The organism is Natrinema sp. CBA1119 (assembly GCF_002572525.1).
In the GTDB taxonomy this organism is placed as follows: domain Archaea; phylum Halobacteriota; class Halobacteria; order Halobacteriales; family Natrialbaceae; genus Natrinema.
In genome coordinates this window covers 57121-69630 of record NZ_PDBS01000001.1, presented here as the reverse complement: position 1 = coordinate 69630, position 12510 = coordinate 57121, and the positions used below count along the sequence as shown (strand labels likewise).

Here is a 12510-nt window from a genome sequence, read left to right as displayed (position 1 = left end):
ACTGGATCGCAATGACCGATTTTAGCTACGAGGCGTCCGTCGACGTGCGACTCCGCGATATCGATTTCATGGGTCATGTTAACAATGCAACGTATGCCACCTACCTCGAGCAGGCGCGGGAGGCCTACTTCAGGGACGTACTCGACGTTTCGCTGGCCGAGACCGACACCGTCCTCGTGAGCCTCGAGCTCGAGTACGCACGGCCGATCGAGGCGGGCGACGACGTCACGGTCGCGCTCCGCGTCGGGGATCTGGGAACGTCGAGTCTGCCGATGGAGTACGAGATCCGCGCGGGCGGATCGCGTGCGGCGACGGCGACTACCGTCCAGGTGCTCATCGACCCGGAAACGGGGGAGTCGCGACCGCTCCCGACCGAGTGGCGAACGCGAATCGAGCAGCGAGAGTAGCCGCCGAACGAGTGAGAGGGGCTGCTGTAACTATGCACCGGCGCACCCGCGACCCGCCGGGCGGGTGCACCGGAGCTGACGGAGAGTAGTCCGTCTTACTCGAGGTCGGAAACCTTGACCTCGCCGTCGCTCGCGACGGTAATATGATAGCCACAGAAGGGGAATTCGACGCAGCCGGTCGGTCGCTGTCGGCCGTTTTCTCGGGTCGCAAAGAGCGAATCGAGCGCTTCGGGATTGATAACGTCGTAGAGGGCTTCGTACTCGGGCGGCTCGAGATCGAGGGGATCGATACCTTCACGCTCGGCAACAGCTGCGATAACGTCGAAACATACTGACTGCGAGACTGTCGCGTCCGAGCGATCAACTGAGAGTAGCATTGGCCGGACTCTTACATCGATCAGGTATAAATCCTCTGGCCTCAACCAGGTCTTGGACCTCACATTCAACCATCAGTGGATAAATACACTCTCTATTGCATATATTGGGCCCTAATTATAGTCTAAATTTATTGTATTCATATATTCTAAAACTATTCAGGGACTGATAGTCAGTGCACAATCACTGGTTATCGATTCGGAACATCGGCAATCTATCGGTTCCGAATGTCGATTCCGGATTTCGTTACATGTTCGGCAATATCTATTGGCGGAACGGGATCGTACCCGCATTCACGATGAACCCTTTTTCCAGCGGACGTGCGACGGATGACGACGCCGGCTTCGACGAACCCGATGCGTTCGTCTCTGAGCACGTTCCGGAGCCGGGCCCGTTCCTCGAGGGCCACGACGTTCTCGAGGGCGAGGCGCACGTCGCCGTTCACGAGATCGCTCGCGATCTGTTCGAGGAGCGTGGCGTCTACGACGCGACGTTCGGCTACAACCTCGCGCGGCTCAACCTCGACCGACGCCATCCCGACGCGGGCTACCGGTACGCGGTCGACGCCGATGATCCGTCCGTTCTGCGCGCCGAGTTCAGCCCCACCACGGAGTTCTGTCCGCAAGCGGGCGCGCTCATCAAGGGGTCGTTCCGCGCGTGGAACGGACTGAGCGATCGTCACGAGTACGACCTCGTGTCCGTCCGCGTCCGGCCGACCCACCACCAGTCCGAATCGCTCAACGAATCCCTCGAGGAGCTCGAAATGCGATATCGCGAGTCCGGCGACGTCCCGGGCGAGTCGACTGGACCGGGGTCGACCGCCTCCCTCGAGCGCGAGGGGGACAACGAGACGAACGACCCCTCCCCTTTCTGATCAATCGATGAGAGAAGGGACTGGAACGGCGACGATTTCACGCTGGTCCCGAGCGTTCGTCGCGGCCGGCATCGGCTTTTTCGTCGCGTGGCAGGTCGCGGTCGCGGTCGGGATTCTGCGAGCGGCTACCGTCCCGCTCGGCGTTTCCGGGTTCGTCTTCCACGTCGTCTTCGGGAAGGCATACACGCTCGTCCCGTCGTACTTCGCGCGGGAACTGGCCGTTCCGTACGCGCCAGCGATTCACCTCCCGCTCGCGCTGATCGGCACGTTCGGGGCGTTCGCCGCCGGTGCCGGGCTCGGGCCGCCGATCGTCGCTGCTGTCAGTGCGACGAGCTGGTTCGTCGGGTGTCTCGTCTTCGTTGCCACGCTCTCATGGACCGTCCGGGACAACCTGACCGGGCGGGAAACCGGTACCGGTGAGGCCAACGCCCACCGTCGGCGAGTCGACCGACTCGCGAACGCTGCGATCCCGGTCGTCTTCACCTACCTGCTCGTCGGCTCGGCGCTCCCCCTGGCAGTAGCACTCGGCCTCGAGCCGTCCCCCGTTCCACCGGGACCGGCGACGACCCACCTGCTCGCGGCCGGGGCGGCCGGCTTGCTGGTCTTCGCCGTCGGGTTTCGTCTGTTACCGCGATTGCTGGTCGTCTCGATTCGGCCGTCTCTCGTCGGCGTCGTGTTGTTCGCCGGCGTCACCGGCCCTGCACTGCTCGCTGTCGACTTCCGCGGGGGATCGCTCTTTCGCCTCGGCGCCGCGCTTCAGGCGATCGCGTTGCTCGGATTCGCGGTCGCCATCGCTGACCTCGTTCGACGGAGCGACCGCCGCCGGGTCGGCTGGCGAGCGATCCTCGGTGCCGCAGCCTGTGCCGCGCTGGTCGCCCTGCTGGGACTGGCGTTCGCGTTTGCGCCCGCCTCGAGCGTTCCGCCGACCGCCTTCGACGCGCACTATCGGCTCGCGATCGGCGGCTTCGTCGGGCTGACGATCGTCGGCGTCACGTACCACTTCTACCCGCCGGCCATCGCCTCGACCGCCGGGATCGGCGATCGGACCGCGCGGTGGTCGGTCACGGCGCTACTGGGCGGGCTGGCCCTCGAGGTCGGCGGGTCGCTCGCATCGGCATCGCCGCTCGTCGGGGCCGGTCGCTGGCTCTCCGTCCTCGGCGCGGTGTTGTACGCGGCCGTCCTGTGGACGATCTTTCTCGAACGAGCAAAATAGCGCGATGAACGGGTTGGACGGCGGTCCCGTTACCGGGCTCGTGCCTCGAGCCAGCGGACGGCGGGCGTCGCGGTGATCCCGTGGACGACGATGGAGACGAGCACGACCGCGCCGACGACCGCCCACAGGAGACCGGAATCGGGGAACGCGGCGTGATTCAGCCCGTATGCGAGGTAGTAGAACGAGCCGATCCCTCGGATGCCGAAGAAGGCGATCGTGGCCCGCTCGGCGGGGTCGCGGTCGAAGCCGAGAAAGCCGACGAGCCCGGCGAGCGGGCGGACGACGAACACGATCGCGACCGCCGCGACGATCGCCTCGAGGGTGAGCGGCTCGAGTAGTCCGCCGACGATCGCCCCGCCGAAGAAGAGCATGATGAGGGCCATCATCACCTGCTCGGCGAACTCGCTCACCTCGTGGAGCGAACGGTTGTACTCGTGGGAGCGCTCGTAGTGGCGGACCATCAGCGCCGCGACGAAGACCGCGATGAAGCCGTAGCCGCCGACGAGTTCGGTCGCCCCGTAGAGGAGGAGGGTGCCGGCGACGGCCTCGAGCCCCTGGACCGACTCCGCGACGGGGGTGTCGGGCTCCGTGGCGAAGACGAGGCGGGCGGTCAGATAGCCGAGGACGACGCCGACGATGACGCCGACGACGATCCGATAGCCGACGTCGACGAGGAGCCACTCGCCGAGCCAGTTGCCGGGAACGAGTCCCACGAGCGCGGTCGCGATTGCCAGATTCGTGAACGGGAACGCGAGCCCGTCGTTCAGCCCCGCTTCGGAGGTGAGCGCGAACCGGACCTCGTCTTCCCCGCCGGCCGCCTCCTCGAGGCCTTCTTCCTCGTTGCCCATCCCCGGACCACCGACCTGAACCTCTGACGCTAACACTGGGTCGGTCGGCGCGATACACGCGCCCAGCAAAATCGCAGTCGGGATGCCGAGACCGACCCACCGACCGAACAGCGCCGCGCCGGCGATCGATAGCGGCATCGTGATCGCGAGCAACCGCCACGTCGACGCCCACGCGCGGAGCCCCGGAATTCGATCGATCTTCAGTCCGACGCCCATCAGTGCGATGATGACGCCCAGCTCGGTGAGGTGCTCCGTCGTCGTCCCCTGCTCGAGCGGATCCGGCGGCGGGAGTCCGATCGGGAGCCCGAATGCCAGCATGCCGAAGGCGACGAAAAACACCGGCATCGAGACGGCGCGATCGGCAACGAACCGCGGGAGGACGGCGACGCCGAACAGTGCGATACCGAGGACGACCAGGCCGACGTTGTACAGCTCGAGGACCATCTGGTGGCGCTTTTCCGTACGGCTAATCGCCCCTTTATCTCCATGCCGGCGTCTGCAGAACGAAGCCATTTATCCGGGGGCGGCGAGCCCACAGCCATGGATCGGAACGCCTCGGGCGACGGGAACGAGGGATCGACGCGGCGGCGGTTCCTGCAGGGCGGGACCGTCGTCGCGGCCGTTGGACTCGCCCGGCTGCATCGAAGAGATGGGAACGGAGTTCCCCGAGAACACGGAGTGGCCGGTCTCGGCGTACGTCCCCGACCTTCCGGTCGCGGAGCGACGCGCGATCCTCGAGGAGCGGATCCCGGCGCTCGCGAGCGCCGATATCGGCGATCCCGACGGGTTAGCGTCGACGCTCGAGGAGTACGAGATGACCGTCGAATCGGTCGAACGCGACCGGGACGTACTGACCCTCGAGTACGTCAACACGGATCGCGGCGACGAGGGGAATATCCACGACGTCGCCCTGCTGGCGGGCGGCTACGCGGCGCTGATCGATGCCGGCTACGACGCGGTCGCGCTGGGAGCGACGATCCTCGACGACGCCCCCGCCTCGTACGGATCGGCGACGGTCGAGACGGTCCGCGCGGCGGAGTACAACGCGGGCGAACTGACCGCCGCCGAGTACGGCGAACTGGTCGTGTCGACGATCGAGTCCCAGCGATACGAGCCGGAGGTCGGTGTCTCGCCCGAGGAGTAGCCTCGAGACGGTCGCTCTGACTACCGGTCCGGCGAAACGCCGAGATCGGACTCTCCATCGCCCGCTGTGGGCGACTCCTGCTCTGACTCGAGCGCGCTCGACAGCACGCCCGCGATTCCGTTCGGACCGTGCTGGTGGATCGTCAGCAACACGTTGATCACGAACAGGGCGACGCCGATCGTCGCGAGGACGCCGCTCGCGGTGACAGCGACCGACGGCAATCCGACGAGGGGAGCCGCGGAGAGGCCGCCGAACCCGACGAGCGTCGTCCAGAAATCCCCGCGCTCAAGTCGGTCGTCGTAGAGGTCGTCGATCATCGGAACCTGCTCGAAGCCGAGCCGATCGCTGTAGCGCTCGATCCAGATGATGAAGGGAACGATGTGGTAGAGCGAGCCGATGACGACGAAGCCGAAGACGCCAAACAGCAGGAGTCGCTGTGCGTCGGGGTGACCGAACAGCGAGCCGTACGCGATCGGCTCGGCCCACCACGTCGGTGCAGCGAGGGCGATCCACGCGAGCAGCGCCGAGACGACGACCCAGTAGCGGGCAATCATGGGCGAGCGCTCGACGGTGGCACCCGCCAGGAGGCGTCCGATTACGATCGCGAACGCGGCGAGTCCGACGAGGATGGCAACCGCACCGACTCGAGCCACCGGCTCGATAGTGAGTCCCCGTCCGAGTGCGAGCACACCGATCCCCGCGGGGAAACACAGTTGCTCGAGGGTCAGCAATCGCTCGTCGAGTCGACCCGGTTCCGCCTGCGTGAACATCTGCCCGAGCTGAAAGAGCGCGCCGACGACGGTCGCGAGCAGCGCGCCGAACAGCGCGAGCGTCGCGTGCGAGAGATGGACTTCGAACCGGGAGACGGCGACCGAATCGAACGCCGGCGTCGTGAAGTCGACCGCCAGCAAGAACCCGAACGGGGCGACGAGCCCGAAACAGGCGAGCGCGAACGCGAAGTGTCGCTCCGTAAAATCGAACGGGCGCGCACGTGTGAGCGTGCGGCCGACGTTGTAGACGAACACCCATATCCCCGCCAGCATGAGCGCCCCGCCGACCGGGAGCCACTCGAGCGCGCCCGCGAGCAGGGCCGCGGCGAAGCCGGTTAGTCCGGCCGTAACGAGCCACAGTTGAGCGACGGCCAGTCGCCTCGAGTGGATCGTCACGCCGGACCAGACGGGGACGAACTGGGTCATCGCGCCCATGATCGTCACCGCGATCCATCCGACTAACAGGAGATGGAGGTGTGCCAGCCCCGCCAGTCCCGGCAGCGTCGCAACGGTCATGACGGTGCTCCCGCCGACCCCGACGACGAGGAACCCCAACGCGAGCACGAAGTGGCGCAGCGGGATCGCCATCGGGGGCTGCTGGTCGGTTCGTAACCCGCCAGGTATTCCGTCCATAGCTTGCAGTTCGCCCCCGGCGGCCGTCCCGTTCGCCCCGAACACGTTCGGTAGTGAGCGTTTGCCCGCTCGAGCCGTACAGTGACTCACGATGGACGCCAACCCAGCGACGACAATCGACCAGCAATCGGCCGCGACGGAAAGCCGGGCGACCGAAACGCCGACCGACCGCGAGGACGACACGGCGACCGATCGCAATTCCGACACGACGACCGTCACCGTCCGCTGTACCGGTCACGTCCGCGACGCGGTCGGCACTCACGAACTCGAGTTCTCCTTCGAGGGAGACCGCCTTCGGGACTTCCTCGAGTCGTTCTTCGACGAGTACGACCTCGAGGACATGCTCATCGCCGAGACCGAAGCGGACGCGACCCACAGCGGCTGGGCACCGGTGCCCGACGACCTGCCCGGCACGTGGCGGAAGAATCCGGAGGGCGAGCAAACCCGGCCGTACGCTCGAGTCTGTATCAACGGCCGGTTCAACGAACACCTCGGCGGGTTCGAGGCGGAGCTGACGGACGGCGACCGCGTCGCCCTGCTCTACCCGTTCATATTCTGCTGTTGAACTGGCCGTTGCTTGCCCGAGACGACGATGGTGGCGGCACCGAACTCGTTCGGCTCAGCCCTTAGGCGCGTTCGGAACCGAGTCGGAACCATGACCCAAGACGTCTCCGGCGTCGAACCCGTCACGCGCAGCCAGCACGACGCCTCGTGGTCGGCGAACCTCGAGGGGCCCGAACACGCCGCGGACCGGGATCTGCTCCTCGAGCAGGCGAAAGACGCGATCGACGCGACGGCCGACGGCTTCCACGTCAACCTCGTCACACACGGCGACCACGGCCATCCCGAGACGTATCTCTGGGACGAACTCGAGGCCGCGTTCGACGGGATTCGACTCGAGTACGTCGACCGGTGTGGCTGTGGCGGGCACGTGACTCGCGTCCACGTGGGCGGTGAGTGAGGGGACACGAAAGCGGAGTCCCGCGCCGGGAAAATCGGAAGGCGGCCCGCTATTCCTTGCATTGGTCAGCCGGAGAGCTATTTGACCCCGTTCAGTAGGGACGATAATGGGCGCACGAACGCAAACGATAGACGAACCGGTTACCTGTCGGATCTGCCAAACAAAGAACGACCGGTGTTACACGTACTGTCGAGAGTGTCTCGGACAACTTCCCGCGAGACCGGACCCTCAAGGATAGACGAACCCGTGTCCGTCGATCCGAGACGGACCTGCGTCCGCCGAGCCGGTCTCGATACCTCGTTTCGAACTCGTGACTCGAGAGCGATCAGTCCGCAGCGCCGCCGCTGGCAGCCCTCCTCCCCTCGCCGCGGATTTCCTCGTCGCGAAGATAACACTGCGGATCGGGTGCGAAGAGATCCCCCGTCGTCGCGAGCGCTCGGAGCCGCGAGGCACCGCGACAGATCGACTGGTACTGACAGTCGGCACACTTGCCGTTCAGGTGTTCCTCGCGGTTCCGCAGCGCCTCGAGCAGTGGATTCGACTCGTCCTCCCAGATCTCGCCGAAGGGACGGTCTCGGACGTTCCCTAAGCTGTATCCCTGCCAGAACTGCGTCGGATGGACGTTCCCCTGATAGTCCACGTCGGCGATCCGCTCGCCCGTCGGATCGCCGCCGTTTCGCTCGAGGTAGTTGTAGACCGCTCGCGCTTTCGCCTCGCCGAACTCCTCGCGGGCGTACTCCACGAGGAAGGCGGCGTCGGCGTAGTTGCCAACCAGCAGCGTCTCGATCTCCTCTCCTCGGTCGTGGTACTCGAGCGTGAGATCCGCCACTCGCTTCACCGCCGCGCGTTTCTCACGGGGCGTGAGGTCGGCGTCGACGATCTCGGCCCCGCGACCGCCGTAATCGAGGTGGTAGAAACAGAACCGGTCGAGCCCCTTCTCGGCCAGGAGGTCGACGACCCCCTCGAGATCGGGCGCGTTGGCCTCGGTGATCGTGTATCTGAGGCCGGTCTTGAGTCCGACCTCGAGGCAGTTCTCGATGCCGCGGACGGCCGCGTCGAACGCGCCGTCCTCGCCGCGGAAGCGATCGTTGCGCTCGGGGAGGCCGTCGACCGAAATACCGGCGTACTGGAGGCCTGCGTCCCGCAGCGCCGCGGCCTTTTCGCGGGTGAGCAGGGTCCCGTTCGAGGACAGTACCGGTCGGAGGCCGAGATCGGCCGCGTCCGAGACGAGTTCGACCAGATCGTCGCGAACGAGCGGCTCGCCGCCGGAGAAGAGGACGACCGGCGCGCCGTAGTCGGCCAGTTGCTCGAGGAAAGCCCGGCCCTCGGCGGTGGAGAACTCGCCGGTCGCGGGCTGGGTCTCGGCCCCGGCGTAACAGTGCGAGCAATAGAGGTTACACCGGCGGGTCGTGTTCCAGACGACGACCGGCCGGCGCTGTTTCTCGTCGGTTATCTGGGGTTTCTCGGAGCCCTCGGCCGCGTCGTAGCGCAGCCCGTCGCCTTCGGCGTCGAGATCGCAGAGCAGTTTGCTGATCGAGATCACGCGTCCCGCACCTCCGGCGTGCCCTCGGTTTCCTCGTAGACGCGCGGCTCCTCGCTCTCACTGTCATCGTCGTCGTCCGCGTTCTCGAGGTCGGCACCGTCCCCGACGGTCTCGGTCGTCCCGTCCTCGACCGCCGCGGTGAGCCCGCGCGTCGAACGCCGTTCGATCGCGTCGGCCGGACAGAGCCAGACGTCGGCGGCGTACCAGCCGAACAGACGGCTAGCGTGTTCGTGCGCTTCCGTGGCGTTCGCGGCGGCGACGCTGCCGACGTGGCGCATCGGGTCGCCCGGTTCGTTGCGGACGAACACCTCCCACTGGGGAGTCGGATTCCCTCGCTCATCGCTCGGGACGGCTGATCGGCGTGCTTTCTCGACCATATCGACACCTTCGGGACGAGACCGAAGGCCGTTCCGTCACCTCCCAGCGGGCGGGAACACCGCACCGAACGAGCGAACATCTTCCCGTCTTCCCGACCCGCGGGAACGAGAGGGGCGTTTTCGGTCGCCCGCCGCCCAGCCTCCGCTATGCGCCCTGGCAATCTCGATACGTCCGAGCGACCGTTCGTCCTCATCTGGGAACTCACCCAGGCCTGCGGGCTCGCCTGCGATCACTGTCGGGCCGACGCCCAGCCCCGGCGCCATCCCGACGAGCTTTCGACGGCAGAGGGGAAAGCGCTGCTCGAGCAGGCCGCCGACTTCGGCGACGGCCAACTGGTCGTCCTCTCGGGCGGCGACCCGCTCGTCCGCGACGACGTCGAGGAACTGATCGCCCACGGCGACGACCTCGGGTTGCGGATGACGATCACGCCGAGCGGGACCGGCTCGCTGACCGCCGATCGGATTCAAGAGATGGTCGATGCGGGTCTCAAACGGATGGCCGTCAGTTTCGACGGTGCCTCGCCCGCCGCTCACGACGCTTTCCGCGGCGAGGACGGCAGCTTCGAGGAGACGATCCGAGCCGTTGAGGACGCTCGAGCGGCCGGCCTCCCCGTCCAGGTCAACACGACGGTGTGTCGACAGACCGTCGACGAACTCCCCGCGATTCGGGACCTGTTGGCCGAGATCGGTGTCGTCATGTGGAGCGTCTTCTTCCTCGTCCCCGTCGGTCGCGGGCGGGTCCTCGAGCCGGTCGCCCCCGATCGGGCCGACGCGGTGATGGAGTGGCTGGCCGAGGTCAGCGAGACGGAGCCATTCGGCGTGAAGACGACCGAAGCGCCCCAGTATCGGCGAGTCGCGATGCAACGACAGCGACGGCGAACGGACGCCGACGCGGACGACGGTGCGGGCGGTCCGGGGGCCGGCATCGAGCGCCGCACCGGTATCGTCGCGGGCGACGGCTTCGCGTTCGTCAGTCACACGGGCGAGGTGTTCCCCTCGGGCTTCCTCCCCGAATCCGCGGGCAACGTCCGGGACCGGTCGATCACCGAGCTCTACCGGGACTCCTCGTTGTTCCAGTCGCTGCGCGACCGTGATCAGCTCTCGGGCAAGTGCGGTGCCTGTCCATACCGCCACGTCTGCGGCGGCAGTCGCTCGCGCGCGTTTGCCCACACCGGCGACCCACTGGCGAGCGATCCGCTCTGTCCGTTCGTTCCCGAGGGGTACGACGGGCCGCTCCCCTGGGACGACACCGACGGCGAGACGCACAGCGTCTCGAGCGGGGAGTGAGTGGTCACTGTTCGAACGATCGATTTTTGCGACTCCAATGGACCGAGCAGCGGTCACTGCAGTCGCTGAAACAGTAGCTGAGCGGCGGCCACCGCTAAATACGTTCGCGGTGGGGCTCGGTCCGTACTGCAGTACCGCGACCGCGTTACTCGATGACGACCAGCGTATCGCCCATGTCGACGCTATCACCTTCTCCGATAGCGATCTGGGTGACGGTACCGCCCTGGGAGGCGACGATGTCGTTTTCCATCTTCATGGCCTCGAGGACGACCAGCACGTCACCGGCCGCGACCTCGTCGCCCTCCTCGATTTCGATGTCGAGGATCGTCCCCTGCATCTCGGCGTCGACGGTCTCGCCGTCGCCCTGAATGTCGGTCTCGCCGCCGCTGCTGGAGCCGCCCGCCGGCTCCGGTCGACTCGACTGGCCGCCGGCGGAGACGTCGCCAGTCGGGATGGCCGGCGCACCGTGTTCCTCGAGTTCGACCTCGAAGCGCTTGCCGTTGACCTCGACGGTGAACTCGCGCTCGACGGCGTCGTCCTCGTCCTCGCTCGCGCCGCCGTCGCCGATGTCGCCGCCCCACTGTTCTTGGGCCTCCTCGATGCGGCTCTCGTCGAGTTCCTCGTCGAGATACTTCGTGGTGTGCGTGCTCTGGACGAACTCCTCGTCGGTGAGCATCAGCCGGTGGAACGGGATGATCGTCGGGATCCCCCCGATCTGGTACTCGCGGAGCGCACGCAGCGAGCGCTCGATACACTCGTCGCGGTCCTCGCCCCAGACGACCAGTTTCGCGATCATCGAGTCGTAGTCGGTGACGAGCTCATCGCCCTGCCGGAGCGCATCGTCCAGGCGAACGCCGATCCCGCCCGGCGGGTCGTAGGTCTCGAGGGTACCACCGGTCGCGGGCGCGAAGTCGTTGGCCGCGTTCTCGGCGTTGATCCGGAACTCCATCGCGTGGCCGTCGATATCGACTTCGTCCTGTGCAAAGTCGAGTTCCTTGCCGGCGGCGATTTTGAGTTGTCGCTTGACGATGTCGAGGCCCGTGATTTCCTCGGTAACGGTGTGTTCGACCTGAATCCGCGTGTTGACCTCGAGGAAGTAGAAGTTCGCGTCCGGACCGAGGACGCCGTCGCGGCCGGGCTCCTCCTCGACGAGGAACTCGACGGTGCCTGCGTTGGTGTAGTCGGCCGCGGCGACGCCCCGACGGGCGGCCTCGCCGATCTTCTCGCGCAGTTCGTCCGAGAGGGCCGCGGACGGCCCCTCCTCGATGACCTTCTGGTGGCGGCGCTGGAGCGAACAATCGCGCTCGCCCAAATGGCGCACGTTGCCGTGCTGGTCGGCGACGATCTGGACCTCGATGTGACGGGGCTTCTCGAGGTAGCGCTCGAGATAGACCGAGTCGTTGTCGAAGTAGGCCTCCCCTTCGCGCTGGGCGCTCTCGAGTTGGTCTTCGACCTCGCTCTCGTCCCAGACAACCTTCATCCCGCGGCCGCCGCCGCCGCCTTCGGCCTTAATGGCGATGGGGTAGCCGTGTTTCTCGCCGAATTCTTTGACTTCCTCGGGTTGGGTGACGGGGTCCGTCGTCCCGGGAACGATCGGCACGTCGGCCTCCTGCATGATCGTCCGGGCCTTCGTCTTCTCGCCCAGCGATTCCATCGCGTCGCTGGACGGGCCGACCCACGTGATCCCCTCGACATCCTGGACCTTGCCTGCAAACTCCGCGTTCTCCGCGAGGAAGCCGTAGCCGGGATGGATCGCGTCGGCGTCGGCCTTCCGCGCGGCCTCGATGACCGCTTCGTGATCGAGATAGGAGTCGGCCGCGCGAGCCGGCCCCACGTTGTACGCCTCGTCGGCGTAGCGCACGTGTCCTGAGTCCGAGTCGGCCTCGGAGTAAACAGCGACAGTCCCGATGTTCAACTCTTCACACGCCCGCATAACACGGACCGCGATTTCCCCGCGGTTCGCCACGAGAACCTTCCTGAACATTCCTGTGGAAACAGTCGTGAGGGCCCTACCTTACTTTTTCGCAACTGATTCGAGAACGCGACAGATTTTGCCGGTCGACGTCATCGGTTCCCGG

The 12510-nt window shown here is 66.3% G+C and carries 13 protein-coding genes and 1 pseudogene; 8 read left to right on the top strand and 6 right to left on the bottom strand.

All coding sequences use genetic code 11. The features are described from left to right. Positions 1–11 precede the first annotated feature (11 nt). Positions 12–407 (top strand): acyl-CoA thioesterase, encoded by a 396-nt coding sequence (locus CP556_RS00350; protein WP_098723796.1) that lies wholly within the window; start codon positions 12–14, stop codon positions 405–407. A 95-nt stretch (positions 408–502) separates the two neighbouring features. Here CP556_RS00350 and ddfA read toward each other — a convergent pair whose 3' ends face one another. Continuing rightward, positions 503–784, bottom strand: coding sequence for a DdfA family disk-determining factor (gene ddfA / locus CP556_RS00345; RefSeq protein WP_098723795.1), 282 nt, complete (start codon positions 782–784; stop codon positions 503–505). Between the two features lie 248 nt (positions 785–1032). On the opposite strand from ddfA, the gene CP556_RS00340 reads away from it, so the two are divergent. Further along, the gene (locus CP556_RS00340) at positions 1033–1656 is read left to right on the top strand and encodes a DUF7998 family protein (protein ID WP_098723794.1); all 624 of its coding nucleotides are present in this window, start codon (positions 1033–1035) and stop codon (positions 1654–1656) included. Positions 1657–1663: 7 nt separating this feature from the next. After that, complete coding sequence (locus CP556_RS00335; protein ID WP_098723793.1) at positions 1664–2869, top strand: hypothetical protein; 1206 nt, start codon at positions 1664–1666, stop codon at positions 2867–2869. Positions 2870–2898: 29 nt separating this feature from the next. On the opposite strand, the gene CP556_RS00330 is transcribed toward CP556_RS00335, so the two are convergent. Beyond that, positions 2899–4161, bottom strand: a complete 1263-nt coding sequence (locus CP556_RS00330) for a cation:proton antiporter (protein ID WP_098723792.1) — start codon at positions 4159–4161, stop codon at positions 2899–2901. A gap of 96 nt (positions 4162–4257) precedes the next feature. Here CP556_RS00330 and CP556_RS00325 point away from each other — a divergent pair. Continuing rightward, positions 4258–4861 (top strand): annotated as a pseudogene (locus tag CP556_RS00325) (DUF8159 domain-containing protein). Positions 4862–4881: 20 nt separating this feature from the next. Here CP556_RS00325 and CP556_RS00320 read toward each other — a convergent pair. Next, positions 4882–6264 carry a hypothetical protein gene (locus CP556_RS00320; protein WP_176548252.1) on the bottom strand — a complete coding sequence of 461 codons (1383 nt, stop codon included), beginning with the start codon at positions 6262–6264 and terminating at the stop codon, positions 4882–4884. A 91-nt stretch (positions 6265–6355) separates the two neighbouring features. On the opposite strand from CP556_RS00320, the gene CP556_RS00315 reads away from it, so the two are divergent. The 3 genes from CP556_RS00315 to CP556_RS27490 all read left to right on the top strand — a co-directional run bounded on the left by CP556_RS00315 (position 6356) and on the right by CP556_RS27490 (position 7463). After that, a complete protein-coding gene (locus CP556_RS00315; protein WP_098723790.1) occupies positions 6356–6829 on the top strand; it encodes a MoaD/ThiS family protein in 474 nt (157 codons plus the stop codon). Positions 6830–6919: 90 nt separating this feature from the next. Next, the gene (locus CP556_RS00310) at positions 6920–7225 is read left to right on the top strand and encodes a CGCGG family putative rSAM-modified RiPP protein (RefSeq protein ID WP_098723789.1); all 306 of its coding nucleotides are present in this window, start codon (positions 6920–6922) and stop codon (positions 7223–7225) included. Between the two features lie 106 nt (positions 7226–7331). Beyond that, positions 7332–7463: a DUF7577 domain-containing protein gene (locus tag CP556_RS27490; RefSeq protein WP_486187767.1), complete on the top strand. Its 132-nt coding sequence runs from the start codon at positions 7332–7334 to the stop codon at positions 7461–7463. Between the two features lie 87 nt (positions 7464–7550). On the opposite strand, the gene CP556_RS00305 is transcribed toward CP556_RS27490, so the two are convergent. Together CP556_RS00305 and CP556_RS00300 are read right to left on the bottom strand one after the other, a co-directional pair. Beyond that, positions 7551–8768, bottom strand: a complete 1218-nt coding sequence (locus CP556_RS00305) for a TIGR04347 family pseudo-SAM/SPASM protein (RefSeq protein ID WP_098723788.1) — start codon at positions 8766–8768, stop codon at positions 7551–7553. Then, a complete protein-coding gene (locus tag CP556_RS00300) occupies positions 8765–9145 on the bottom strand; it encodes an Htur_1727 family rSAM-partnered candidate RiPP (protein ID WP_098723787.1) in 381 nt (126 codons plus the stop codon). The genes CP556_RS00305 and CP556_RS00300 overlap by 4 nt, the downstream gene beginning before the upstream one ends. A gap of 147 nt (positions 9146–9292) precedes the next feature. Here CP556_RS00300 and CP556_RS00295 point away from each other — a divergent pair, with 147 nt between their 5' ends. Beyond that, positions 9293–10432 carry a TIGR04053 family radical SAM/SPASM domain-containing protein gene (locus tag CP556_RS00295; RefSeq protein WP_098723786.1) on the top strand — a complete coding sequence of 380 codons (1140 nt, stop codon included), beginning with the start codon at positions 9293–9295 and terminating at the stop codon, positions 10430–10432. Positions 10433–10577: 145 nt separating this feature from the next. Here CP556_RS00295 and CP556_RS00290 read toward each other — a convergent pair whose 3' ends face one another. Then, positions 10578–12416, bottom strand: a complete 1839-nt coding sequence (locus CP556_RS00290) for an acetyl-CoA carboxylase biotin carboxylase subunit (protein WP_098723785.1) — start codon at positions 12414–12416, stop codon at positions 10578–10580. Positions 12417–12510: the final 94 nt, after the last annotated feature.